The sequence below is a fragment of the Stenotrophomonas sp. C9D9 genome, assembly GCF_056491205.1.
Genome location: NZ_JBSZIF010000006.1, coordinates 682,054 through 705,757, shown reverse-complemented (window position 1 = coordinate 705,757; position 23,704 = coordinate 682,054). Strand labels below are relative to the sequence as shown.

General features: G+C 66.9%; 21 protein-coding genes. 6 read left to right on the top strand and 15 right to left on the bottom strand.

The features are described from left to right. The first annotated feature begins 128 nt into the window (after positions 1-128). Together ACXI0D_RS18810 and ACXI0D_RS18805 are read left to right on the top strand one after the other, a co-directional pair. Positions 129-401: a hypothetical protein gene (locus ACXI0D_RS18810; RefSeq protein ID WP_005409616.1), complete on the top strand. Its 273-nt coding sequence runs from the start codon at positions 129-131 to the stop codon at positions 399-401. A gap of 110 nt (positions 402-511) precedes the next feature. After that, positions 512-1,267 carry a SapC family protein gene (locus tag ACXI0D_RS18805; RefSeq protein ID WP_014037169.1) on the top strand — a complete coding sequence of 252 codons (756 nt, stop codon included), beginning with the start codon at positions 512-514 and terminating at the stop codon, positions 1,265-1,267. On the opposite strand, the gene ACXI0D_RS18800 is transcribed toward ACXI0D_RS18805, so the two are convergent. From ACXI0D_RS18800 to ACXI0D_RS18745, 12 genes are all read right to left on the bottom strand, one after another. Further along, the gene (locus ACXI0D_RS18800) at positions 1,268-3,595 is read right to left on the bottom strand and encodes an ATP-binding protein (protein ID WP_479642967.1); all 2,328 of its coding nucleotides are present in this window, start codon (positions 3,593-3,595) and stop codon (positions 1,268-1,270) included. Beyond that, complete coding sequence (locus ACXI0D_RS18795) at positions 3,592-4,218, bottom strand: response regulator transcription factor (RefSeq protein ID WP_049445327.1); 627 nt, start codon at positions 4,216-4,218, stop codon at positions 3,592-3,594. The genes ACXI0D_RS18800 and ACXI0D_RS18795 overlap by 4 nt, the downstream gene beginning before the upstream one ends. 282 nt (positions 4,219-4,500) lie before the next feature. Further along, positions 4,501-7,980 (bottom strand): DEAD/DEAH box helicase, encoded by a 3,480-nt coding sequence (locus ACXI0D_RS18790; RefSeq protein ID WP_479642966.1) that lies wholly within the window; start codon positions 7,978-7,980, stop codon positions 4,501-4,503. Between the two features lie 298 nt (positions 7,981-8,278). After that, positions 8,279-8,812, bottom strand: coding sequence for a lipocalin family protein (locus tag ACXI0D_RS18785; protein WP_119006238.1), 534 nt, complete (start codon positions 8,810-8,812; stop codon positions 8,279-8,281). 8 nt (positions 8,813-8,820) lie between these two features. Next, positions 8,821-9,894 carry an SAM-dependent methyltransferase gene (locus ACXI0D_RS18780; protein ID WP_479642965.1) on the bottom strand — a complete coding sequence of 358 codons (1,074 nt, stop codon included), beginning with the start codon at positions 9,892-9,894 and terminating at the stop codon, positions 8,821-8,823. Continuing rightward, positions 9,891-10,676, bottom strand: a complete 786-nt coding sequence (locus tag ACXI0D_RS18775) for a DUF1295 domain-containing protein (RefSeq protein ID WP_119006240.1) — start codon at positions 10,674-10,676, stop codon at positions 9,891-9,893. The genes ACXI0D_RS18780 and ACXI0D_RS18775 overlap by 4 nt, the downstream gene beginning before the upstream one ends. After that, on the bottom strand, positions 10,673-11,218 hold the full coding sequence (locus ACXI0D_RS18770; protein WP_119006241.1) for a DUF2878 domain-containing protein: 546 nt from the start codon (positions 11,216-11,218) through the stop codon (positions 10,673-10,675). The genes ACXI0D_RS18775 and ACXI0D_RS18770 overlap by 4 nt, the downstream gene beginning before the upstream one ends. A 1-nt stretch (position 11,219) precedes the next feature. After that, positions 11,220-12,479 (bottom strand): class I SAM-dependent methyltransferase, encoded by a 1,260-nt coding sequence (locus ACXI0D_RS18765; RefSeq protein ID WP_479642964.1) that lies wholly within the window; start codon positions 12,477-12,479, stop codon positions 11,220-11,222. After that, positions 12,476-13,243: a DUF1365 domain-containing protein gene (locus ACXI0D_RS18760; RefSeq protein WP_119006243.1), complete on the bottom strand. Its 768-nt coding sequence runs from the start codon at positions 13,241-13,243 to the stop codon at positions 12,476-12,478. Before ACXI0D_RS18760 ends, ACXI0D_RS18765 begins: the two co-directional genes overlap by 4 nt. Continuing rightward, positions 13,240-14,517, bottom strand: a complete 1,278-nt coding sequence (locus ACXI0D_RS18755) for an NAD(P)/FAD-dependent oxidoreductase (RefSeq protein ID WP_479642963.1) — start codon at positions 14,515-14,517, stop codon at positions 13,240-13,242. Before ACXI0D_RS18755 ends, ACXI0D_RS18760 begins: the two co-directional genes overlap by 4 nt. A 1-nt stretch (position 14,518) precedes the next feature. Next, on the bottom strand, positions 14,519-15,469 hold the full coding sequence (locus tag ACXI0D_RS18750; RefSeq protein WP_101765438.1) for an acyl-CoA desaturase: 951 nt from the start codon (positions 15,467-15,469) through the stop codon (positions 14,519-14,521). A gap of 81 nt (positions 15,470-15,550) precedes the next feature. After that, positions 15,551-16,318: a hypothetical protein gene (locus ACXI0D_RS18745; protein WP_101766403.1), complete on the bottom strand. Its 768-nt coding sequence runs from the start codon at positions 16,316-16,318 to the stop codon at positions 15,551-15,553. 133 nt (positions 16,319-16,451) lie between these two features. Here ACXI0D_RS18745 and ACXI0D_RS18740 point away from each other — a divergent pair, with 133 nt between their 5' ends. The 3 genes from ACXI0D_RS18740 to ACXI0D_RS18730 are packed head-to-tail and all read left to right on the top strand — an operon-like array spanning position 16,452 to position 18,449. Continuing rightward, positions 16,452-17,075 (top strand): sigma-70 family RNA polymerase sigma factor, encoded by a 624-nt coding sequence (locus tag ACXI0D_RS18740; RefSeq protein WP_101765439.1) that lies wholly within the window; start codon positions 16,452-16,454, stop codon positions 17,073-17,075. Then, positions 17,072-17,746 (top strand): ChrR family anti-sigma-E factor, encoded by a 675-nt coding sequence (locus tag ACXI0D_RS18735; protein ID WP_101765440.1) that lies wholly within the window; start codon positions 17,072-17,074, stop codon positions 17,744-17,746. The genes ACXI0D_RS18740 and ACXI0D_RS18735 overlap by 4 nt, the downstream gene beginning before the upstream one ends. A 1-nt stretch (position 17,747) precedes the next feature. Then, positions 17,748-18,449 carry a Rossmann-fold NAD(P)-binding domain-containing protein gene (locus tag ACXI0D_RS18730; RefSeq protein ID WP_479642962.1) on the top strand — a complete coding sequence of 234 codons (702 nt, stop codon included), beginning with the start codon at positions 17,748-17,750 and terminating at the stop codon, positions 18,447-18,449. A 2-nt stretch (positions 18,450-18,451) separates the two neighbouring features. Here the strand turns inward: ACXI0D_RS18730 and ACXI0D_RS18725 are convergent, their stop codons facing one another. Genes ACXI0D_RS18725 through ACXI0D_RS18715 form a run of 3 tightly spaced genes read right to left on the bottom strand, consistent with a single transcriptional unit; the run spans position 18,452 to position 23,545 of the window. Beyond that, positions 18,452-20,851 carry a hybrid sensor histidine kinase/response regulator gene (locus tag ACXI0D_RS18725; protein WP_101765442.1) on the bottom strand — a complete coding sequence of 800 codons (2,400 nt, stop codon included), beginning with the start codon at positions 20,849-20,851 and terminating at the stop codon, positions 18,452-18,454. After that, on the bottom strand, positions 20,844-21,311 hold the full coding sequence (locus ACXI0D_RS18720) for a response regulator (RefSeq protein ID WP_049445287.1): 468 nt from the start codon (positions 21,309-21,311) through the stop codon (positions 20,844-20,846). The genes ACXI0D_RS18725 and ACXI0D_RS18720 overlap by 8 nt, the downstream gene beginning before the upstream one ends. Continuing rightward, positions 21,308-23,545, bottom strand: a complete 2,238-nt coding sequence (locus tag ACXI0D_RS18715) for an ATP-binding protein (RefSeq protein WP_049445284.1) — start codon at positions 23,543-23,545, stop codon at positions 21,308-21,310. The genes ACXI0D_RS18720 and ACXI0D_RS18715 overlap by 4 nt, the downstream gene beginning before the upstream one ends. Between ACXI0D_RS18715 and ACXI0D_RS18710 the strand changes: the two genes are divergently transcribed. After that, a complete protein-coding gene (locus ACXI0D_RS18710) occupies positions 23,481-23,690 on the top strand; it encodes a hypothetical protein (RefSeq protein ID WP_182474419.1) in 210 nt (69 codons plus the stop codon). The two genes, ACXI0D_RS18715 and ACXI0D_RS18710, sit on opposite strands and share 65 nt — an antisense overlap. The last annotated feature ends 14 nt before the right edge of the window (positions 23,691-23,704 follow it).

The following is a 23,704-nucleotide window of genomic DNA, read 5'->3' as shown; positions in this document are numbered from 1 at the left end:
GGATGCCGTTCTCAGGGGATCCGTTTTTGCACTGCATCGCAACAAAACTGCAGAAAAAGCTGGATTAAAGTGATGCCTCACGATAAATTGCGCACCCCCCGTTGCTCGCCGCCGCCCGCACCCTGCCCATGCGTGATGACAAAGACCCCGGAACCCTGGAGCTGACCCTGCCGCGCAAGCGCGGTCGTCCGCCCAAGTTCGGGTACGCGATGAGCGATGCGCAGCGGGCCGCGCGCTACCGTGCGCGCAGGGCAGGGCAGGCCAACCATGCCGACGTGCGCTCCTGCAGCGACATGGTGCTGCTGGACAAGATCCGTGCCGCGGTGAGCGCGCGCGACACCGAACTGGCCGGGTTCCTGGTCCACGTACTCTGGCAGCGCTATCCCCTGCAGCTGAAATAGTTCGGCGGTGGGGTGGCCGTTGTCATCGAGCTTGTTGATAATGCGGGATTCAGGTTGTTCCCGCTGGCGTGCCCGGGATGGCAGGCGCGCATGATCGAACGGTTCCCAAGATGACCACCACCAGCGACACCACCACCGAAGCGGCGCAGAGCGGCGCCCCCCTGTTCTATACCCGTCCGGTGCCGCTGCAGGCCGATGTGCATGCCGATCTGCGCATCCTGCCGGGCAAGCTCGAGTTCGCCGCCGGCAACAACGCCATTCCGCTGGTGCTGGGCGAGTTCTCGCTGGCCCTGCACCACTTCCCGATCCTGTTCGCCGGCCCGGGCGCGGTGCCGATGGCCGCCGTGGGCGTGTCCGACCAGAACCTGTTCATCAAGGACGGCCTGTGGGAAGACGAGGCCTATATTCCGGCCTACCTGCGCCGCCACCCCTTCATCTTCATCGACACCGGCGCGGAGAATGACTTCCTGCTGGGCATCGACGAAGAAAGCCCGCGCGTGGTCAAGGGTGGCGAGGAAGGCCAGCCGCTGTTCGTTGACGGCAAGGCCACCGAAATGGTGCAGCAGGCGCTGGAGTTCTGCGGCCAGTACACCCGCGAGCACGAACAGACCCTGGCCTTCTCCAAGGCCCTGACCGACAACGGCCTGCTGGTCGAGCGCAACGCCACCGTGCGTACCCCGGATGGCCGCGAGTTCAACCTCAATGGCTTCCTGGTGGTGGACGTCGAGAAGTTCGTTGCACTGCCGGAAGCGACCGTGGTCGAGTGGCACCGCAGCGGCTGGCTGGCACTGATCCACCAGCACCTGATGTCGCTGGGTCGCTTCAATGACCTGACCCGTCGCCAGGTCGAGCGCCTGGCCGCCTGATCAAGGCACTGGCAGGGTTCCCGCTGCGTAGGAGCCCTGTCCAGCCTTCAGTACGTCCAGCAGGCGCCGCGCATCGGCCCAGTCCGGCGCGGCGTCATGTGCCAGATCGACCAGCTCCGCGGCGATGGCCGCGTGCTCGCATTGGCCCAGCATCTGCAGCGTGCCCTGCAGTCGGTGCGCGTGATGGCCCAGTGCCGATGCGTCCGCACGATCGACACCCCGTTCCATGCTGCCGAGTTCATCGCGGATGTCGGCGATGTACGCCGCGTCCATGTCAATCGTCTGCGCGTCTGCGCCCAGGCCTTCTGGCCGCGCAATGCCGAGCGCAGGCAGCAGCTGGGTGACGCGCAGCGGCTTGGCCAGCACCGCGTCGAAGCCCGAGCGGCGGCAGCGTGCGCGATGACGCCGTCCGGTGCGGGCGGACAATGCGATCAGGCGAATGGCCTGCCCGGCATGCCCACGCAGTTCGCGCGCCAGCACGTGACCATCGATGCCGCGCAGCCCGATGTCGATCAATGCGATGGGGCGGGGCTGTCTTGCCTGTTCGGCCAGGGCACCGGCCGCATCTTCCACGGCGCACACCTCAGCGCCCCAGCGCCGCAGCTGTTCGGCGATGACGTGGCGATTGAGCTCGTGGTCCTCCACCAGCAGCAGGTGCAGTCCGGCCAGTGGCGTACCGCTTGTGCACAGGCCCTCGGCATCCTCGCTGGCGCTTGCCGGATACACCGGCAGGCGCAGGATGAAGCGACTGCCGCGGCCCAGCACGCTATGCACGGTGAGGTCGCCGCCCATCGCGCGGGCCAGCTCGCGCGCGATGGAAAGCCCCAGGCCGCTGCCGCCACGCTGGTGTCCACTGCTGCCTTGCTGGAAAGGCTGGAACAGGGCTGTCACCTGCGCGGGTGCGATGCCGATGCCGCTGTCGATCACTTCCAGCAGCAGCTCCCGTGGACGCGTCGCCGGCATCAGCTGCAGGCGCAGCTCGATGCCGCCGATATCGCTGAACTTCACCGCGTTCGCCAATAGATTGCTGGCAATCTGGCGTAGCGCATCGGCGTCCACCAGGATGTTCGACGGGGATGCGTCCTGGACATCGAGGTGCAGCTGCAGGCCCTTCCGCTGGGCCTGCGGCCGGATCGCCTCCAGTGCCTGCCGGCACAGCTGAACTGCATCGCAGGCTTGCGCATGCGGCTTGAAAGCGCCGCTCGCAAGGCGCGAAAAGTCCAGTGCGCGGTTCAAGAGGCTGCGCAGGGACTGGCTGGCCGTACTGGCAGCGGCCAGCAGATCGCGTTCACCCTTCGGCAGTGTCGATTGCCCCAGCAGCTCGATCGAGGTCAGCACGGCCTGCGCCGAGTTGCGCATCTCGTGGCTGATCACACCGATGGCATGCGCGCCGCTGCGGTCACCGCGCGCCCGCAGGTGGCGCATTGCGAGCCACAGCAGCGGCAGGGCGATCAGTAGAGGGGCCAGCAGCAGCCGCCCGCGCGGGGGCGACGCCTGCATCCAGTCCAGTGCATTCCCGGCCGCGGCAGGCAGCGTCTGTCCCGCCCAGAGTCGAAGGAGGCCCGCATGCTCCTCCAGTGTGATCTCACGTAGTGCCTGTTGGATGCGGTCCAGCAGCTGCTGGTCTTCGTGGCGGACGAGCAGGTAGAGGTCGGTGGAGAAGCCGCTGTCGAACGACTGCAGGCGCAGGCTGCCATTGAAATGGCGTCGAACCAGGGGGCGTAGTGTGGGCTCCAGGCCGATCGCCACGTCCGCCAGGCCGGATTCGACCGCGGCCAATGCCGCGTACCGATCAGGCAGGTGCCGCAGCCGGACCTGTGGGTGATGTGCGTGCAGCCAGCCGGCGTAGGGCCCACCTTCAACGACGGCGATGACCCGTGTGTCGAGTTCGTGCATCTCCCGTGGCAACCACTCGCCGGCGCGTCCGGCCAGCAGGGTGGCGCCGCCACGAAAGCGACTGGACGCGGCGAGGTCGGGGCAGGGGAGGGCCTGGTGCCTCGCCCCGCCAAAGACCATGACCAGGTCGGCCTCGTGATGGCACACCGCGAGGATCGATGCGGCGGTGGTTGGATAGGGCTGTTCCAGGAAACTGAGCTGGGCGTGTCGGGCCACCAGGTTGGCGTAGCCGTGGGCAAGCGTTGGCGGTGATGACGTATCGGCCAAGGCTGCGGGCAGGGGGCGCAGGGAGGGGGTCGTGGCGACCCGTACCGTGCTGCCCGGCAGCCAGCGTGGCGACCGGATATCTTCAGCCGAGGCAGCCGGCAGAAGAAGGAGCACCAGCAGCCCCGTGGACAGGAAGCGGCGGCGCAATGGAGGCTGGCGCCTCACGGCGTCTCCAGTCGTTCGCGCAGTGCGTAGATTTCCACATCGCTGCGCAATCCCAGCTTGCGCAGCACGGCAACCTTCTGCGTGCTGACGGTCTTGATGCTGCGGTGCCGGCGCAGTGCGATCTCGGAGACGGTCAAGCCTTCCAGCAGCAGGCCCAGCACCTCGCGCTCGTTGCGGCTGAGCTCGCCGCGATCGCCGGCCAGCCTGACGTCCGGCGGAACCCGGGTCAGGCCCTGGGAAACCCGCACGATGGCATCGGACAACGCAGGAAGCGGCTCGGCCTTGCTGACGAACCCGCTGAGTCCGGCATCGATCAGGCTGTTGAGGTTGGTGGTGGGCGAGAGCGTAGCGAAGGCCAGCAACGGCGTGCGCGGGAACTCCCGGCACAGCCGGGCAACCAGCTCGATGCCGCCCAGGTCGCCACGGGCGAGCGTGAGGTCGATGATGGCCACATCAACGTGCGTGCCTTGCAGGCTGCAGAGCAGAGCGTCGCTGCAGCCATGGCTGGCGACAATGTCGAAGCGGAGGTCGCCTGACAGATGGAGGGCGGTGCCGCGGCGGACCACTTCGTGGTCGTCCAGGAGCGCCAGGCGTAGCCGACGCGGTGCAGGAAATCCATTCATGCGCGGGAGGTGGTCGGCGCCCGTGGGCGTGGCCGTCATTCTGGCGCCGCTGTCGCGTCGAACATCGAATGTGTTGCGTTTTTACGACTATTCCTAAAGATCGATTTGTGCGGCCGATTGGGCCGGGCCTACTCATTTATGGTGCAAATGAATATGGCGCTGGTCAGGGGTGTGCGCGTGGCTTCCGCCGTGGCCACTGGGGCTGTTGACGTGACGCGTCACGTCGGCATGGCCTTGCGCCCCTGCCCTGGGTAGGCGGCTCCGTCAGGGCAGGGGAGGGGACTATCGAGTCTGCACGCGGGGGATCGACATGCGATCCAGGAATTGCGCCGGCGTGATGCGGGGCAACTGTTCGGCATGGGCGGCCGAGAAGTGGCGCAGACCGCCCCAGAGCGCGGTGTCTCCGATCAGGAAGCAGCGGTGCTGGGCGCGGGTGACGGCGACGTTGAGCAGATTGGGCTTGCTGGAGGCCCAATGCGCCGCGCCCACCGTGTCCGTGTCACACCCCAGCACCATCCAGACAATGCTCTCTTCCTTGCCCTGGAAGGTGTGCACGGTGCCGACGCGCTCCCTGCACCACGTGCGCAGCTCGGCGGTGCGTGGCGCCTGCGTGCCGGGCGGGGCATCCGCGCCAAGCCAGGCAGCCTGGTTCCGCAGCCGCTCGAGCAGGGCGTTCTTGATGCGTTTGAAGGGCGAAATGATATAGACCGGGGGCAGGGTTCCGGTGCTGTGATAGAGCGCCGCCAACGCCTGCTGCACCAGGTCGATCTGGCACGGCACGACCTGCTTGTCGCTGGTGCGGCCGGGGGCGTGTACCCAGGCGCTGCCGCCGATGTCCAGGCTGTCAGCGGGTGGCCGCGCTGCGCTTGGCTCCCAGGGGTTGGAGAAGATCATCTTCCCCTCGTAGGCAATCGTGTTGGCAATGGAAAACATCGGTTCGACGCAGCGACGATGCACACGCAGGGGGCTGCCGATCCAGAGCGGCGAGCCCCCTGACTCCATGCGGGCACCGAGCGGGTTGGCCTCGTCGGCCAGTACCTGTACGGAGGTCTTGTCGGGCGAGACGTTCATGTCTGCGGGCAGTGCGCTGGTTTGGCCCAGCGCCTGCAACAGCTTGACCGGCACGGTGAACACCGGCTCGATCTGCAGCGGATCACCCACCACGATTGCGCGCCTCGAGCGCAGCAGTGCACCGACTGCCGCCTGCGGCACGGCCTGGCCGGCCTCATCGATGAACAGCCAGCCGATCGAGTCCGGTCCCAGATGGCGGAACTGGCGTGCGACGGAAGCGAACGTGCTGGAGACAACCGGCACGATCATGAACAGGCTCTGCCAGATGGCCAGCGCATCGCGCGGCTCCTGCAGCCGCTTGCCGCCCAGCAGGTGGCATAGCGCAATGACGTTCTGGGCGAAGCCGCCGCCTGTCTGCAGGACTTCGTGCAGCCAGGCCTGGTGAAGCTGCAGTGCCGCCACGAAGAGGTTGGCACGCTGCTCGTTGAGTTGTTCGCTGTTCCAGACGCCCTTGATCTGCCAGTCCTGATTCTCCAGTTCGGCCGCGGTGGCGGGATGGGATGCGTTGCCGAGTTCGGCTTTCAGCTGTTCCAGCTGTTCCGCCATTGCAGTCCACTGCTGCGCCCGTACCTGCGCGGCGGCCGATGCCTCGGCCAGGGCGCTCGCGGTGCGGTCCAGGTGCCGTTGCGCTGAATCACATTGCGGCCCGAGTTCGAGGCGGCGCAGGGTCCATTGCTGCTGATGATCTGCGTTCTGCGCCATTGTGGCCGCATGGCTGTTCGCACGTTGCCGATCAAAGATGCGGGCCCACCAGCCAGGCTTCTCTTCCTTCAGCAGGGTGCGTTGCGCCTTGAGCAGCGCGAGCTCTTCATCGGTCCTGCGGCGCTGGCTGTCGAGCGCAATGAATGCCTGTACGGCTTGCTCATGCGCGCGCTGTGCATCGCGAAGCTGTGAAGCCGTATACCGGCAGAAGCTCTCCTGATCGTTGTCGCTGATTTCACGGCTGAGCGAGGCGAGCCGATCAAGCTTTTCGACCAGTCCGTTGACCATCGCATCCGCCTGGTCGAACGCCTGCCGGGCCTCCTGGAAGCTCATGGCTGCCGGGCTGCTGCGCCATTGCCAGAGCGACTGGTGGCGGGTCGGGTCGTACCCCTTCGGTGAGGTCGTTTCGCCCTTCCTCGGGCCGGCCACGCTGATCGCCCGCACAAGCGCCTCGCGGTTGGCTTTCCTGCCCAGTGCGCAGCTGATCAGCCCCCAGGCATCGCTATCTGTTGCCGGTCGCTCATAGGCGCCCCTGCCATTCCAATCGAGCAGGTTGCGGGCCAGCGGCCGCAGGTAGTCGAAGGTCGCATCCCCTGTGCTGTTGCGCCAGCGCGATCCTCCGGGCTTGCCCAGTGACCGGCTCTTCGGCAGGTCACGCGAGATATTCTCCACGGCGGCGTTGTTTGACGATGCGACCACCATCTCGAAGCCGGCCAGGTCGGTCTTCAGCAGGGAGATCCTGCACGGCTTCTCACCTTCGAAGTTCACTTCGCGGGTTGCATCAAACGCAGCGGCGGGCGTTGCGCACTGTGACAATGCGCGTGCACGGCGCACGATGTTTTCAGCGAAGATTTCACGCAGCAGCGTGGTCTTGCCGGTCCCGGGTGGGCCATTGACCGAGAAAATGCCTGAGTCGCGCACTTGCTCGAAGATGCTGTTCACAGCGAACTGCTGCATCAGGCTCATCGTGTGCGCAGGATCACCGGGCCAGTGGCCCCGATTGATGTGCCGCGGCCGCAGCCGCTCGGAAATCAGCGTCTGCCCTTTCGGTGTGTACAGGTCTTCGCGCCGGCTTTCCGGCAATGGGCTCAGGTAGGCGCGCAGGGGGGCACTGGCAGTGCCCTGGTCCAGTGCGCCGATGGCGCACGCGATATCCTCGACGAAGAAGCTGTTGAGGATGCTGATCTCCGCGTCCTCTTCGGATTGGGCCTCATCGTCCTCGGCGTCGTCCGCTTCCGGCGTTGACGCATTGTCGGGCCCCGGGGGTGCGGCCTTTGGTACCTGTTCCGGCTTCGGCTTGTCTTCAACGCTTTTCGCCCGGATGACCAGCAGGGGAGCGGACGCGTCGCCCGCGGACGGGTCATGACCCGACCAGGTGCGCAGGATGTCGAGCAGGCGCAGCAGGTCGTCGGGGCTGCAGGGCATCGGGCCCTCATCCTGTGCGGCGGGGCTGGCAGTGGTGCTGCGGAACGTCGCCACGTCGCGCTTGAGTGCTTCAAGGCTTGCCTGGAAGGCGTCGAAGCCCAGACCCTGCAAGCCATGCCTGGAGATCGTGCCCAGTGCCCACGGAACGGTCGACACCGAGATTTCACCCAGCTGCATCACGCCGTCGGCGTTGGCCCGCAGGCTGGCCGCGCAGGTCAGGCCTTCCAGTTCGGCCCGTTCGTCCTGCTCCAGCGATTCGTCATCGCTCGGCGTATCGGCCAGTACCCGCTGGGTGATGTCGGCCAGCTGGACCTTGTCGAAAATGCCGAGGTAGACATCGAATCCACTCAGCCTGCGCCCGGATGGCACGGGTGGGGACCACAGATCCTGCGGGTCCAGTCGCTCCAGCTGATCCCTGGACAGCAGCCGTACGCTCCAATCCGCGTCTTTCGACTCAAGGACCTGGCCCTGCAGATCGTAGGGTATGAAGAACTCAACCCTGTGCCAGAAGCTGAGGATCGCGCGGTGCCTGGCCTGCAACGTGTTGCGTCGTTCTTCCTTCAACTGCCTGTTCCTTCCATTGTGAAATCGGCTGCGGCCGGAGTGCGCCCTTCGCGGGCCATTGTGACCGGCGCGCACAGCCCTGCATTGGCCATTAGCGGCCGCCGCGGTCGAGTCTTGAGTGTTCGTGGTTCGGGCGCCAGGCTGCGATGCCGTCGGCGACCATTGCTGGCTGGCCCGGGACGGTGGCGATGAGGGTACACATGGCCGCGACAGCGGCTGCGCGCGTGCGGCATGGCCAATGCGGCTGCGGTGATGAAGGCGACATCGGGCGCCAGCCAGATGTCGATATACGCTGCCGTCAGCGCACCGACTGCGGTACACGCCTCAGCTTGCCGGTGTCGTAGCCCATGGCCGCGATGCGTTGCACGGCCTGCTGGTAGTCGCTCTCGGATACCTGCGGCGTGCGTGCCATGTACCAGACATAGTCGCGCTTGCTGCGGGCGACAATGGTCTGCCCATAGTCGTCGTCCAGCCAGGCAATCACGTACTCGGCCTGGATCGGCCAGACGAACTGCATGCCCCAGATGGCGCCGTTGCCGTTCTTCTCGACCCGTCCAACAGGGTGCATCGACTTCTGCGGGGCGTCGAAACTGCCTTTGCGATAGGTGAAGGTCGTCTGGATGCGCCCGTCCGGCTTCAACGCGTAGCTTTCCAGCGCGTCGAAGGCTTCGCGCTCCGGCCAGGACGGGATGTGGGCGATCACATACCAGTCGCCCATGAAGCGTGGCACGTCCACCGATGGCGGGCGAGGCAGGGGACGGGTATCGCTGGAACTGCAGCCGGAGCCAAACAGGCTCAATGCCAGCAGGGGAAGCAGCGAGCGCATGCGCATGTCACACCTCAACGGGGGCGGAACAGATAGTGGGCGACCAGCCACTGCTGGCCGTCGTCGTAGCCGAACAGCTCGGCGCATGCCATCCAGAACATGCGCCAGCGCTGCCACCAGATCTTCGCCGCGGTCTGGCCGTAGGTCGCGACAAGAACCGGCATCACCTGCTCGCGGGCTGCATCCTGGTTGGCCAGCCAGTGGTCGGCGGTGCGCTGGTAGTGGGTGCCATCCAGCAGCCAACGTTGATCGAGCCGCAGGTCGCGCTGGAAGTGCAGCAGCGTATCGGCCGCCGGCATCAGCCCGCCGGTGAAGAAGTGACGCCCCATCCAGTTGTCGCCACCCTCGGTTTCAAACGGGTACATCAGCGTGCGATGGGCGAAGATGTGCACGAACAGCGCGCCGTCGGGCTTCAGCCACTGGCTGATTCGCGCCAGCAGGCGTTCGTAGTTGCGCACGTGCTCGAACATTTCCACCGAGACACAGCGATCAAAGCGCGCGGTTGGGAGCTCGAGCTGGTTGACGTCGCGGGTCAGCACCTCGACGTTGTGCAGCCCCCGGGCCTGGCATTGCGCCAGGATGTGGTGGCGCTGGCTGTGCGAATTGGACACCGCCGTGATCCTGGCCTGCGGGAAGCGCTCGGCCATCCACAGGGTCAGCGAACCCCAGCCGCAGCCCAGCTCCAGGATGTGCTGGCCATCGGCCAGTTCGGCGCGCTGGCCATACAGTTCCAGCATGGCCTCCTCCGCCTGGTCCAGCGTTTCGCGCCCGGTGGGGTAGTAGCAGCTGCTGTACTTCAGGCGCTTGCCCAGGCAGGCCTGGAAGAAGGCTGCGGGAACTTCATAGTGCTGGCGGTTGGCCGCGTCGGTGTGCAGCGCGAGCGGGCTGTCGGCGAGCTCTGCGATGCGACGGCTGAAGCGCGCGGACTGCGCCTCGATACCGCCCGCCAATTCCTCATGCAGGCGCTGCGCGCACAGGCGACGGATGCCGGCGCGCAGCGCCGCATCGGGAACCAGTCCGCGCTCGGCCCAGGCGACCAGCCCGGTTTCCGTGTCGTCGGCCGGGTTCAGTGACGGGATCGCGCTCATGCGGAATGCTCCTTGGAAGAACGGGGGAACCAGGGGAAGAACATCGGCGTGCTGCGCTGGTAGGCGCGGTAGTCGTCGCCGCGGCTGCGCAGCGCCTGCTTCTCGGTGAACGGAATGCCGCTCAGGTAGCGCAGGAATACGTACATCAGCAGCGGGCCGGCCCAGGCCAGCCACCATAGCGGTGAGCCGATGGCGAGCAGGACGTAGCTGAACCAGTGGAGCCACTCGAAGAAGTAGTTGGGGTGGCGGGAGTAGCGCCAGAGCCCGTCGCGGCAGGTGCGACCCTTGTTCGCTGGATTCGCGCGGAACCGGGCCAGTTGATGGTCGGCCAGGCTCTCGCCGCCGACGCTCAGCAGCCAGGCGCATGCCGCGGCCACGATCCACGGTGTCAGGCCGGCGTGGGAATTGGCAGCCACTGCAACGAAGGGCAGGGCAAACAGTACGACCAGCAATGCCTGGGCCATGAAGAAGCCGAAGATCCTGCCCTGATGCCCGTGCCAATGCTCGCGCAGGTAACGGTAACGCCCGTCCTCGTCTTCGTGACGGACCCTATGCCACAGGTGCAGGGCGAGTCGGCTGCCCCAGAGGCCGCCGAGCAGCCCCAGTGCAACCCGCGGCACCATCGCGCCATCGCCCAGCAGCGCCAGCAGCAGGGCCGATGCGCCCACACCCTTGGCCCAGAGCACATCGACCACGCCGATGTTGTGGTGGCGGCGCTGCCAGGCCCAGCCCCAGCTCATCACCAGCGCGGCATACAGCAGCACCCACAGCAGATTGATCATGACGGTGCTCCGGCCAAGGGCGGCGGGAGGGTGCGGGAGCCGCGACGAGCGGCCATGCACAGCAGCGAAAGCGCGATGCTCCAGCCCACACCCAGCACCAGCAGGCCCTGCCATAGCGGCGCAGTGAAACGGACCGCCTCGAAACCGCGCGCTGCGGAGAGATACGCCAGCGGGGCCAGCAACAGGCCGAACAGGGCTGGCAGGGCAGGGTGGCGCAGCAGGAAGCGCATCGAGGTGGTCAGCGTCATCGCAAACGCGGCCCATAACGCCATGATCCAGGGCGGCGGCGCCCAGCCCAGCGGGGCAGCAGCGTAGCGCACGGCGCCGCTGGCGGCGGCACTGGCGTCGACCAGCCACGCGCAGGCCAGCGCCAACAGCATCAGGCGGAGATCCAGCCGGGGTTGTGGCGACGTCAGTAGCTGGCTGCCGATGTAGAGCGATGCTGCCAGCAGCGCCGGCCATTGCCAGCCGCGCCCGGCGCCGGCCACGGCGCACAGCCAGACCAGCTGGTTGCCAAGTAGATTGGCCCAGAACCGGCGCATCTCAGCTGCCCTGGTCCGGCGAGGCACTCGGACGATGCCCCGGACGCGCCAGCAGCAGATGCGAAACGCCGATCGAACGCTCCAGGAAGCCGCCCTCGCAATAGGCCAGGTAGAACTCCCACATCCGGCAGAAGCGCGTGTCAAAGCCCTGCGCCTGCACGGCGGGCAGCTGGGCAAGGAAACGTTGGCGCCAGGCGCGCAGGGTCAGTGCGTAGGAGTGGCCGAAGTCCTGCTGGGCGATCAGCTGCAGGTCGCTGGAGCGGGTCTTGGCGGCCATGATCGCGTTGATCGACGGAATGAAGCTGCCCGGGAACACATAGCGCTTGATGTAGTCGACGCTGCGCCGGGCCTGCTCGTAGCGATGGTCCTCGATGGTGATGGCCTGCAGCAGGGCAATGCCATCGGGCTTGAGCAGGCGCTGCAGCGTGGCCATGTAGGTGTCCAGGTATTCGGCGCCGATGGCTTCGATCATCTCGATCGATACCAGCTTGTCGAACTGGCCCTGCAGGTCGCGGTAGTCCTGCATCAGCAGCGTGACCTGATCCTGCAGGCCAGCTGCCCGCACACGTTCGGCGGCTAATGCATGCTGTTCCGCGGAGATGGTGGTTGTGGTGACATGGCAGCCATAGTGCTGCGCCGCGTGCAGCGCAAAACCACCCCAACCGGTACCGATCTCCACCACGCGGTCCCCCGGCTTGAGTTGCAGCTGCTGGCAGATGCGGTCCAGCTTGCGCCGCGAAGCGGACTCCAGCGACTCGCCTTCTTCGGCGAACAGGGCCGAGGAGTACATCAGGTCCGGCGACAGGAACAGGGCGAAGAAATCGTTGCCGAGGTCGTAGTGCGCAGCGATGTTGCGGCGGCTGCCTTCACGACTGTTGCGGCGCAGGCGGTTCCATCCGCGCAGCAGCCAGCCACCCACGCGCGCCGGGCCGTGTTCCATGCTGTCAAGCAGATCGCGATTGCGCACCAGCAGGCGTATCAGTGCGACCAGGTCATCGCAGTACCACTCGCCCTGGATATAGCTTTCACCTGCACCGACGCTGCCCTGTGCCGCCACCTTGCGATAGAACGCCGGGTCTTCGATGGTGACCGTGACATGCAGTTCGCAGCGGGCGTCGCCCAACCAGACTTCGCCCAGCGCGTCGCGCACGCACAGGCGGCCGTCGCGCATCGGGGCCAGCTGGGCCAGCAGGCGGCGGCGCAGGAAGGCATCCAAGGAGCCGGGGCGCGGCAGCGCGACCGAAGGAGTCATTGAGTTCATCGCGGTTTCTCGGCAAGGGTGGGGTGGTCGTGCACGGGATTGCGTTTCAGCCATAGCCGCAACGCGTGCCAGTGGATGGCGGCCACCACCTGGGTGGTCATCAGTGGATAGCAGGCCAGGACGCGGGCCAGCCCGCGGCCATCCAGGGCGTGCCGTTGCATGACCTGGGTGGCATCAAACTGGCGCGCGCCGTCGCGCCAGACCTGCATGTGCACGCGCAGATCCTCATCAGGGCAGTTGAACCGCCAGTCGTAATGGCAATCCATCGGCATGAAGGGCGAGACATGGAAGCACTTGTCGAACCGCCAGCGCAGCGAGGTGCCTTCGTGCGTGGCCGTTGCGACTGGCAGCACGTAGGCGTGCCGTTCCTTCCAGGGCGTGTTGGTGATCTCGGCGACGATGCAGTCCAGCGTGCTGCCATCGGCCCGGTAGCAGTAGTAGAAGCTGACCGGGTTGAACACGTGCCCGGCGAAGCGGAGATGGGTGAGCAGGCGGACCGGGCCGGTGGGCCGGTAGCCGAGGGTGGCTGCAGCGTGGTCGCGCACTGCATCGGCCAAAGGCCGCGCGGGATCGCCGAAGTAATCGCTGCGACGGAATTCGGCCAGGTTGCGGCGATTGATCGACCACAGCCAGCGCCCGGCGAACACGCTGTCGAGCTCATCCAGGTCGAGCAGCAGCTGTGCGATCGGATAGCGGAACGCATGCGGGTGTGGAAGGTGCCGGCGGTGCATCACCTGCCCGAAGTAGAGCGCGCTGGCGCTCATGCGGCCACCTCGCCGTGAGCCGCCATGACCCGGTGCGGCTCGCAGGTGCGCAGGGCATCGACCACGCGGCGGGCGCTGCGGATGCCGTCCTCATGGAAACCCCAGCCCCAATAGGCGCCCGCGAACCAGGTGTGACGGCGGCCCTGCAGCTCGGCCCAGCGCTGTTGCGCGCGCACTGCCGCATGGTCGTGCACCGGATGGGCGTAGCGCAGGGTGCGCAGCACCTTGCCGGGGTCGATCGCCGCGCTGCGGTTGAGCGTGACCACCAGCGGCGTGTTGCCGGGCAGGCCCTGCAGCAGGTTCATGCAGTAGCTGACCGTGCACGGCGCGGCAGGGTCGCGGGGCACATGGGCGTTCCATGCCGCCCACGCCTTGCGGTTGCGCGGCAGCAATGACGCATCGGTATGCAGGACCGCTTCATTGGTTTGATAGCGGATGGCGCCGAGCACGTCGCGCTCGATGGAGTCGGCGTCACGCAGCAGCGCCAGGGCCTGGTCGCTGTGGCAGGCCAGGATGACCTGATCGAAGCCTTCCACGCCGGCCGCGCTGTGCACGCGCGCCCCCCAGGGCATGCGCTCGACCGACTGCACCGGGCACTCCAGCCGCTCATGCACCCGCCAGCGGGCACGCAGGGCATCGACATAGCGCGCCGATCCGCCGCTCACCACCCGCCACGGCGCTCGCCCGGTCATCTGCAGCATCTGGTGGTTGGCCATGAACTGGGCCATGTAGCGGGCCGGGAAGTCCATCACCGTGGCCGTCGGGGACGACCACAGCGCGGAGGCCATCGGCAGCAGGTGCTCGTCGATGAAGGCATCGCCGTAGCGCTGGCTGCGCAGGTACTGCCCCAGCGTTGGGCCCTCGTCTTCTGCCAGCAACAGGGGGGCATCGCGGTAGAACCGGCGCAGGTCGGCCAGCATGCCCCAGAACCGCGGCGACACGAGGTTGCGGCGCTGGCAGAACAGGCCATCCAGCGAGGTGGCGTTGTACTCCACGCCGCTGCGTTCGCTGTGCATCGAGAAGCTCATCGTGGTCGGCTGCGAAGCTACGCCCAGTTCGTCGAACAATGCGGTCAGCAGCGGATAGTGCTGGGGATTGAACACGATGAAGCCGGTGTCCACCGCCATGCGCATGCCATCCACCTGTACGTCGTGGGTGTGGGTATGGCCGCCCAGATAGTCATTGGCCTCGAACAGCGTGACGTCGTGTTCGCCGTCCAGCCACCAGGCGCTGGCCAGTCCTGCAATGCCGGAGCCGATGATCGCGATGCGCATGTCAGTACCTCGCCTTGGCCAGCACCCACTCGGGAATCGGCTTGAGCCCTTTGACCAGCCCGAGCGCCGCCATCGCGCGCAGTCCATACCAGGTCAGGTCCACTTCCCACCAGCGGAAGCCCTGGCGGACGGTGCCCGGAAAGAAGTGGTGGTTGTTGTGCCAGCCTTCGCCGAAGGTAAGCAGCGCCAGCCAGAGATTGTTGCGGCTGTCATCGCGGGTCTCGAAGCGGCGGCGGCCGAAGCGGTGCGCCAGAGAGTTGATGGTGACCGTGGCGTGGAACAGCACGATGGTGGAGATGAAGAAGCCCCATACCAGCAGCTGCGGGCCGGAGGTGTGCAGGCCCGGTGCCCAGCGCTCCAGCCCGGCGCCCAGTGCATACAGCGCTGCGGCCAGCAGTACCGGCACGGCCGTATCGAAACGGTCCAGCCAGCGCAGTTCGGAGAAGCGCGCCAGGTCCGGTACCCGCGACAGATCGGTGGCAAAGGCCTCGCGGGTCAGGAACCAGCCCATGTGGCTGCGCCAGAAACCGCCTTCACGGGGGGAGTGCGGGTCCAGCGGCTGGTCGGCGTGACGGTGATGGTGGCGGTGGTGGGCGGCCCACCACAGCGGCCCGCGCTGCACGCTGGAGGCGCCGATCACCGCGAACACGAACTGCACCGGCCGCGATGCCTGGAAGGTGCGGTGCGAGAAGTAGCGGTGGTAGAACGCGGTGATGGCGAACATGCGCACCGCATAGAGCGCTGCGGCGACGATCACCGCTGTCCACGAGATCCCCACCCAGAGCACGGCGATGCAGGCCAGGTGCATCAGCGCGAAGGGCACGGCGCGCACCCAGTCGATGCGGCCCGGCCGTTCGCCGCTGCTTTCTGCGGCGTTGCCGGTATCGAACCAGCGCTGCAGCGTGCGCAGCAGGCGCCAGCGTCGATGGGGGAGGGGCGCTACAGAGGCCATGGCGGATCTCGGCGGGTGTCTTGATGTTCTGTACGCAGCAGGATGCGCAATGGATGCGCCACGGCGCAGTAAATTTCCATTTCACCTGGGCGTCACGACGCAGCGCTCAAGCAGGGGTTGCGCCCACGCCTGTTGCCAGTCGCTTGCCGGTCGCTCGGCTGGTGGCGAGCGGAAGCGCACCGTCACCTGCGGGTAGCTGCCGCGCGCATCGCGCAGGTTGCTGGTGCCACGGAACTCCAGCAGGCGGCGGTCGGCAGTGGCGTAGACCAGGGCCAGGCGCGGCGCGATGCCGCCGTACCAGGTGTCAAGGCTGACCTCGATTGCCTGGGCGTCGATACCCTGCCAGCGAACAGGGCCGGTGCGCCGCACCTGTACCGGGAAGTAGCGCTGGCGCGCCGGTACCAGGAACGGCAGCGTGATGCGCTCGCCCCGCAGCAGCGCCGGCCAGTGCAGGCGCACCGCCGCGTCGAATCCCGCATCGATCACCGTATCCGCCGGCAGCGCAAGCTGGCCCTGCCGCAGCGGGCTTGTGCCATCTTCCCGCCAGGAGATCGACACCGAATCGCCGGCGGCCTCCACCTCGGCCTTCTGGCCGCTGCGACGATCCTCAAGCGAGTAGCCCCGTGCCTGCGGCCGGGCGCTTGCCGGCAGATGCTTGCGGGCGAATGGCTGGCCGTCCGGGCATTGGTACAACACCCATCGCTCGGCGCCCTCCGCTGCCTCGCGCCGCCAGTGCACCTCACGGTAAAGGACGGCGCCCTGGCTGGAGGTCGCCACGCCCTCGCTTCGCAGCCAGGGCGCCGCCAGCGCAGCATGGGGCAGGCACAGCAACAGCCAGGCAGCGCGCATGGCGTTCATCCGGAAGGGAAGGGTCCAGGTGATACGGCGGGAGCGGCTGGTTGGATGCATTGCATTGCCTGCATCCAATTGCTGCCCCCGCCCGTACAGAGGACAGACCTTCACCCGCCCGCCGCGAACGCCGATGTACCCTGACGCCGCCAGCCACCTCCTCAACTTCGATAGCGTACGCATCGTGTCCAGCGCCCAGCAGCCGAGCAACGAGCCGACGAACTGGGCCGGTGACATGGACGGCGTGGCACGGCTGCGTGACCGCGACTGTTTCATGCGGATCTACGACTACTTCATGCCGCGGCTGTGCGTGTACCTGCGTGGCCTGGGCGTGCCTGAGGCGGTGGCCGAGGAGCTGGCGCAGGAGAGCCTGCTGCGGCTATGGCTGCGCGCTGCCGACTTCGATCCTGCGCAGGGGGCGCTGAGTACCTGGCTGTATCGCATCGCCCGCAATCTGCATATCGATCGCATACGGCGCGAACGCAGCTGGATGCAGGTGCAGGCCGCGGTGGAAGATGCGGCAACGATGGATGTGGTTGAGCGCAGCAGCGCCGAGCAGTTCGCCGACCAGGCGCGGTTGCGGCAGAAGATCAATGAGCTGCCCGCCGTGCAGGCGAGGCTGGTGCGGATGTCCTATTTCGAAGCGAAGAGCCACAGCGAGATCGCCGAGGCACTCGGTATGCCGCTGGGTACGGTCAAGTCACACCTGCGCCGTGCGTTCCTGCAACTGCAGGCCAAAGTGGGAGGTGCGCTGTGAATCCGCACCATCACCTGCACGAATCCACCTTGATGAGCTACGCCGCCGGCGCGCTGCCAGCGCCGTTGAGTATCGTGGCCGGCGCCCACCTGGAGCAGTGCCCGCATTGCCGCCAGCGCCTGCGCGAGGCTGAGGCGATCGGCTCTGCTCTGCTGGAACAGACACAACCGTCCACCGCCGATCTGCGGCGTGAGCAGTTGCGCGAGGCCATGTTGATGCAGCTGGTCACGGAAACGCCCAATGCCATGGCCGAAAGCATGCGCCCTGTGCCGAAGGAGCGGCCCGAGGCCAATCCGGACCATCTGCCTGCCTCGCTGCACCCCTACTTTGGTGCTTCACTCAGTGGGCTGCGCTGGTGCTGGATGGCGCCGGGCGTGCACTGCATCCGTGCCGAGCAGATGCCTTCGCTGATCATGCTGAAGATCGCCCCGGGCAAGTGCCTGCCCATGCACAGCCATGGCCGCAGCGAGCTGACCCAGATCCTGCGCGGCTCCTACAACGATGCGCTGGGCCTGTTCGCGCCGGGCGACGTGGCGGACCTGGATGAGGACGTGGAGCATCAACCGGTGACGGCGCCGGGCGTGCCGTGCATCTGCGTGTCGGCGCTGGATGCGCCACTGGTGTTCAGTGGCTGGCTGGCGCGGAAGATCCAGCGGTTTGTGAAGCTCTAGGATGAGTGCAGCGATGGCAACGGGCGCGCTACGGGTTCTGTTGACCGGTGCCGCGGGGCTGGTGGGGCAGGGTGTGGCCCTGGCCTGCCAGCGCTCACTCCGGGTCGCCAATCTGGCCGCGCTGGTCCGGCACCCGGGCAGTCTCAATGGCACTGGCAGCGAACTGATCGTGCCTGACTTTCTGCGCATCCAGGAACGGCAGGATGATCTGTTGGGATTCGACGCCTGCTTCTACTGCGCCGGCGCTCCGCCGGTGGGCACGGCCGAGGCCGAGTACCGGCGGGTGACGCTGGACACCACCCTGGCCGTTGCCCGCGCCTGGGCCACCGCGAATCCGCAGGGGTGCTTCCTGTATGTGTCCGGCGCCGGCGCGGATGCGCGAAGCCATGTAATGCCATTGCGGGTGAAGGGCGAGACCGAGCGGGCGCTGCAGGAACTGCCGGTCCGCACGGTCATGCTGCGCCCGGGTGGCGTGCGCCCTGTCGAGGGAACCGGTACCCGTCATCCCCTGTTGAAGCCCTTGTACTGGGGTGGCGCACCGTTGATGAAGCTGGCGGGCGCGATTGCGCCATCGCTGATGACCAGCAACCTGGCCCTGGGCCAGGCGATGATTGCACTGGCCGGCAGGGAACATCCGCCGGCCATGGTGGAGTGCGCGGACATCAACCGGATCGCGATGGACGTGAGCGACCCGGTTGCCTGACCTCAGTGCGCGGCACCTTCCAGCGCGGTACGCACGGCCTGGGCCAGGTCGCTGCGGGTAAACGGCTTGGGCAGCAGCGCGGCTGCCCGGCCCTGGCTGCCCACCTGGTCGTGGTCGCGTGGATACCCCGAAGTGAACAGCACGGCGACTTCCGGCCAGCGTTCCCGCACTTCACGCACCAGCTCCCAACCCGACATGCCGGGCATCACCACGTCCGAGAACAGCAGGTCCACCCGGGTGTCGGGACGTTCCAGCAGCCGCAGCGCGGAGGGGCCGTCGTGCGCTTCCAGCACGCGATAGCCGAGCAGGCGCAGGGCATCAACGGTGTGCGCACGCACATCATCGTTGTCCTCGGCCACCAGGATGGTTTCCTCGCGCGGCGAGTAGCCCGCCAAGCCTGTCTGAGGCGCGCTTGCCGCGCAGGGCAGGGCCAGCGCGGAACGCGGGAACATCATGGTGATGCTGGTGCCGCCACCTTCCACTGAATCGATCAGCACATGGCCGCCGGACTGCTTGACGAAGCCGTGCACCATCGACAGGCCCAGGCCGGTGCCGCGGCCGACCTGCTTGGTGGTGAAGAAGGGCTCGAACACGCGCGCGAGGGTGGTCGCATCCATGCCGTGGCCGTTGTCGCGGACCCGCAGCATCACGTATTCGCCAGGCGCTGCATCGGGGAACAAGGCGGCGTAGTCGTGGTCGAGATGGCTGTTGTCGACCTCGATCACCAGCCGGCCGCCGTGGGGCATGGCATCGCGGGCGTTGACGGCCAGGTTGAGTACCGAAGCTTCCAGCTGGCTGACGTCGATCTCGACACACCAGACGTCCGCAGCGGCGCGGATTTCCAGCTGCACCAGCTCGCCCAACGCACGCTGCAGCATGTCATGCATGTCCAGCAGGCGGTCGTTGAGATTGGCGGCCTGGCTGTGCAGCGGCTGGCGCCGGGCAAATGCCAGCAGGCGCTGGGTCAGGCTGGCGGCACGGCCCACGCCCTTGAGGGCGTTGTCCAGCGCACGGCTGACGATGGCGCCCGGCTCGCCGGCACGCTCGCTGAGCAGCATGGCGTGTTCGACGTTGCCGGAAATCACCGTCAGGATATTGTTGAAGTCGTGGGCGATGCCGCCGGTGAGCTGGCCCACCGCTTCAATCTTCTGTGACTGGCGCAGTGCATGCTCGGCCTGCAGGCGGGCGGTGGTTTCCACGGCCTCCGACACCACCGCCGTCACCGCGCCTTCGGCATCCAATAGCGGACGGAACGAAAAATCGTAGCTGCGACGGCCGGTGGGCAACTCCAGATCCAGTGCATGCAGCGAGCTGTGCCCCTTCGCGGCAGCGGCAACGGCCTGGTCCACCAGGGTGCCGACGTCGCCGCTGGTGGCGAACCACAGCGATTGCCCATAGCGCTGACCCACCACATCGGGCTTGTCGGCCAGTACGGCGGCCAACGAGGCGATATTGGCGTCGACCACGCGGCCGCCCTGGTCCAGCAGCACCTGGTGCTGGAAGCTGGATTCGAAGATGGCCTGCAAGCGTCGCTTGCTGGCCCGAAGCTCGGCAGTACGCGCCTGCACCTGCTGCTCGAGCAGCTGGTTGTCTTCGCGCAGGGCGAGCTCGGCCTGCTTCAGCCCGGAGACGTCGCTGCCCAGGCAGATGTAGCCGACCACGGTGCCGTCGGCGCCTCGCTCCGGCACGCAGTCCATCTGCACGAATCGTGACTCGCCACTGCGGTGGGCCAGTTCCACCTGGAAGCGGGTGCGCTCACCCTGCAGCACCCGTTCGATGCTGGGCAGGGCATGTTCGAAGGCGGAAATGCCACTGACATCGCGCGCAGTACGGCCCAGCAGTTCGGCCAGGCTGACGCCGTGCCAGTCGAGGAAGGCCTTGTTGGCGAAGCGGTAGCGATGCTCCCTGTCGAGCTGGGCGATCAGTGCCGGGACGGCATCGGTCACCTGCTGCAGCTGGGCCTGGCTGTCATTCAGGGCGGCTTGGGCGTGGGCCAGCTGGGTGCGCTCGTGCGCCTCCTGGCGGGCGCGGCGGATCGCATCCGGCAGGCGTTGCAGGCGCTGCTTGACCACGTAATCGCGCGCGCCACGGGTCAGGGCCTGTACCGCCAGCTCCTCGGTAAGCGTGCCGGAGACAAAGATGAAGGGCGTCTGCGGGATGCGCTCTCGGGCCAGCGCCAGCGCGGCGTCGCCATCGAATCCCGGCAGCACATGATCGGCCAGGATGACATCGAAGGCGCGATTCTCGATCGCCTCGATGAAGGCATTGCGGGTCCACAGGCGCTCGGCCTCGAAGTCGAGGCCGGCCCGTTGCAGTTGTGCGGTGATCAGCTCCGCATCAAGCGCACTGTCCTCCAGCATGAGGATGCGCAGGCGCTCGCTGCGGCGCGATCCATCACGCATCGTGCTGCCCCGAGCCGTTGGGGCGATGCGGCGGCGGCTGGTTGGTGATGCCCCAGAACATGCCCAGGCCCTGGATGGCGTCGAAGAACTCCTTGAAGTCCACCGGCTTGACCACGAATGCGTTGACGCCCAGTTCGTAACTGCGCACCAGATCCTGCTCTTCGCGGGAGGAGGTCAGCATCACCACCGGCGTGCTGCTCAGGTTCGAATCGCCACGTACCTGCTCCAGCACCTCCAGGCCGTTCACCTTGGGCAGCTTCAGGTCCAGCAGCACCACCACCGGGCCGCCGTGGTTGGCGCCGGCAAATTTGCCTTCGCAGCGCAGGTAGTCCAGCGCTTCGGCGCCGTCGCGTACATGGATGACATCGTTCAGCAACTGGCAACGCGACAACGCCGCCAGCGTCAGCTCTGCATCCTTGGGGCTGTCCTCTACCAAGAGGATCGGCCGCAGGTCCCTCATGGGTGATCTCCTGTGGAACGGGGTAGGGTGAAGTGGATCGTGGCGCCCTTGCCGGGTTCGCCCTCGGCCCAGGTGCGGCCGCCATGGCGGCCGACGATGCGGCGGACATTGGCCAGGCCGATGCCCGTGCCTTCGAATTCCTCGACATGGTGCAGGCGCTGGAACACGCCGAACAGCTTGTCCACGTAGCGCATGTCGAAACCGCAGCCGTTGTCGCGCACGAAGAAGTGGTCCTCCTCCTCAAGGCGCTCATGGCCGATCTCGATCGCTGCCTGCTCGCGCTCACGGGTGAACTTGACCGCGTTGGCCAGCAGGTTCTGCCAGACCAGGCGCATCATTGTCGGGTCGGCCTGCACCTCCGGCAGCGGCGCCAGTGTCCACTGCACGTCGCGTCCTGCGTAGTCCAGCGCCAGGCTGCGGCGCACATCCTTGGCCAGTGCGGCCATGTCCAGCCGCACCCGGCCGAGCGTGGAGCGACCCATCTGAGAGAAGCTCAGCAGGTCGTCCACCAGCGTTCCGGCAGATTTGGCCGACTCCACGATGGTATCCAGGAAGCGGCGCTCGGTATCGTTGAGGCGTTCGCCGGCCGAGCTGCCCAGTAGCTCCGAGTAACCGACGATGTGGCGGAAGGGCGCACGCAGGTCGTGGCTGACCGAATAGGAAAACGCTTCGAGTTCCTTGTTGCTGCGGACCAGCTGCTCGTTGAGCTCGGCCATTTCTTCGGCCTTGCGCAGCACGATGTCGACGATGGCGGTGCGCATCTCGTGGGCGGCATCGCGGTCGGCGTCGTTCCACGGCAGGCTGCGCTGCTGAACGGTTTCCTTCCAGGCCTCGAAGGAGCTGCGCGGCGACAGTGCCACGTCGGGTGCCGCGGTCTTGCGTGGATCGCCGCCCCAGCGCACGGTACGCAGCACTTCGGGGCGGAACCACATCAGGTAGCTGTCATGCAGCTGCGAAATGGACACCGCCAGTACGCCGCTGGCCACGTCGGACAGGCGCGCACCGGGCGCCCAGTCGGCTGCCAGGTGGTCACTGCAGTACGTCTCCTGCCCGGCCTGCTGTGCGGCCAGCCAATCGGCCAGGGCCAGCACGTCGGTTGCGGGCGGGCTCTGGCCCACACGCATGCAGTCGCCCTTGTGCACGATGGCGGCGCCTGCCGCGCCGGTCAGCGACAGCAGGCTGGCTTCATCGTGGCGCAGCGCAGCCATGAAATCCTCATCGCCGGCCATGCGTGCCAGCAGCTTTACCAGCACCGAGCGGCGCGCCACGCGCTCTTCGATGGCGCGGGCACGCTCCTTCAGTGCGATCTGCAGCGAGAGGATCTGGCCCATGAATTCGCAGGCGGTGCGCACGTGGTAGGGCAGGCGGCGCGGCTGCACCGTGTGGCAGGACACCAGGCCCCACAGCTGGCCCTCATGCACCAGCGACACCGACATCGACGCGCCGGTGCCCATGTTGCGCATGTACTGCAGGTGCACGGGCGAAACGCTGCGCAGCACGGCCAGGCTCAGGTCGGTGGCCGGTGCGTCGCGGTGTTCGTCGCTGCGCATCAGCGGGGCAGGGGTGTAGTTGCTGTCCGCGATCAGTCGCACCCGGTTGCGCCGGTACAGCTCGCGGGCCTGGGCCGGAATGTCCGACTCGGGGAAGCGCAGGTCCAGGTAGGACGGCAACAGGCCGTTGCCATCCTCGGCGACCACGATGCCGTTCCAGCCGGCATCGAACTGGTAGACCAGGGTACGGTCGAAGCCGGTCAGTCGGCGCATGTGCGCGGCCGCCAGCTGGCACAGATCTTCCACGGTGGTAGCCGATTCGATGCCGGTCATCAGTTCGCGGATCGACGGATACAGTTCTTCCAGCGAACCCGGCTGGCCGGGAACCGGTGCCTCCAGCTCGATCAGCAGATCGGTGGCGGAGCGATGCACCAGCAGCTGATGCCGCCCATGGCCATCCAGGTGCACAGCGCCGACATGGGCGCTGCTGCCCACCGTGGCCTGCTGGAACAGCGCCTGGAAGGGTGCCAGCACGCCGCCCAGTACTTCGCTGACATGCTGCATCAAGGGTTCGCCGAACTGCTGCAGCAACCCCGGCTGGCTGATGGCGCGCTCACGCACCCGCAGTGACTGTGGCTCCACTACCAGAAGCACGCCGTATGGCTGGATGGCACCGGGCGTGTGGATCGGTTCGCGCGCACAACGGGACTTAGCGGTGTCGTGCGTGGGCTCGGCAGAAGGCATCAAGGGCGGGACTCATGATTCGTGGATGGCTGGAATGGCCCAGCGCTGCATCCGGTATGCATGGATGGTGAAGCAAAATCGTGCATTCGCCTACCAGCACGTGCGCGTGAAGAACGTTTCATTCAAACCTGAATTCTTCATCTGAACATTCCAACAGCA

Excerpts from the sequence above, each read along its gene's own strand:
- ACXI0D_RS18765 (WP_479642964.1), bottom strand. The coding sequence starts at position 12,479 with ATGAACTCAATGACTCCTTCGGTCGCGCTGCCGCGCCCCGGCTCCTTG.
- ACXI0D_RS18725 (WP_101765442.1), bottom strand. The coding sequence starts at position 20,851 with ATGCGTGATGGATCGCGCCGCAGCGAGCGCCTGCGCATCCTCATGCTG.
- ACXI0D_RS18750 (WP_101765438.1), bottom strand. The coding sequence starts at position 15,469 with ATGGCCTCTGTAGCGCCCCTCCCCCATCGACGCTGGCGCCTGCTGCGC.
- ACXI0D_RS18755 (WP_479642963.1), bottom strand. The coding sequence starts at position 14,517 with ATGCGCATCGCGATCATCGGCTCCGGCATTGCAGGACTGGCCAGCGCC.
- ACXI0D_RS18795 (WP_049445327.1), bottom strand. The coding sequence starts at position 4,218 with ATGAATGGATTTCCTGCACCGCGTCGGCTACGCCTGGCGCTCCTGGAC.
- ACXI0D_RS18810 (WP_005409616.1), top strand. The coding sequence starts at position 129 with ATGCGTGATGACAAAGACCCCGGAACCCTGGAGCTGACCCTGCCGCGC.
- ACXI0D_RS18730 (WP_479642962.1), top strand. The coding sequence starts at position 17,748 with ATGAGTGCAGCGATGGCAACGGGCGCGCTACGGGTTCTGTTGACCGGT.
- ACXI0D_RS18740 (WP_101765439.1), top strand. The coding sequence starts at position 16,452 with ATGTACCCTGACGCCGCCAGCCACCTCCTCAACTTCGATAGCGTACGC.
- ACXI0D_RS18715 (WP_049445284.1), bottom strand. The coding sequence starts at position 23,545 with ATGCCTTCTGCCGAGCCCACGCACGACACCGCTAAGTCCCGTTGTGCG.
- ACXI0D_RS18760 (WP_119006243.1), bottom strand. The coding sequence starts at position 13,243 with ATGAGCGCCAGCGCGCTCTACTTCGGGCAGGTGATGCACCGCCGGCAC.
- ACXI0D_RS18745 (WP_101766403.1), bottom strand. The coding sequence starts at position 16,318 with ATGCGCGCTGCCTGGCTGTTGCTGTGCCTGCCCCATGCTGCGCTGGCG.
- ACXI0D_RS18785 (WP_119006238.1), bottom strand. The coding sequence starts at position 8,812 with ATGCGCATGCGCTCGCTGCTTCCCCTGCTGGCATTGAGCCTGTTTGGC.
- ACXI0D_RS18770 (WP_119006241.1), bottom strand. The coding sequence starts at position 11,218 with ATGCGCCGGTTCTGGGCCAATCTACTTGGCAACCAGCTGGTCTGGCTG.
- ACXI0D_RS18775 (WP_119006240.1), bottom strand. The coding sequence starts at position 10,676 with ATGATCAATCTGCTGTGGGTGCTGCTGTATGCCGCGCTGGTGATGAGC.
- ACXI0D_RS18805 (WP_014037169.1), top strand. The coding sequence starts at position 512 with ATGACCACCACCAGCGACACCACCACCGAAGCGGCGCAGAGCGGCGCC.
- ACXI0D_RS18780 (WP_479642965.1), bottom strand. The coding sequence starts at position 9,894 with ATGAGCGCGATCCCGTCACTGAACCCGGCCGACGACACGGAAACCGGG.
- ACXI0D_RS18720 (WP_049445287.1), bottom strand. The coding sequence starts at position 21,311 with ATGAGGGACCTGCGGCCGATCCTCTTGGTAGAGGACAGCCCCAAGGAT.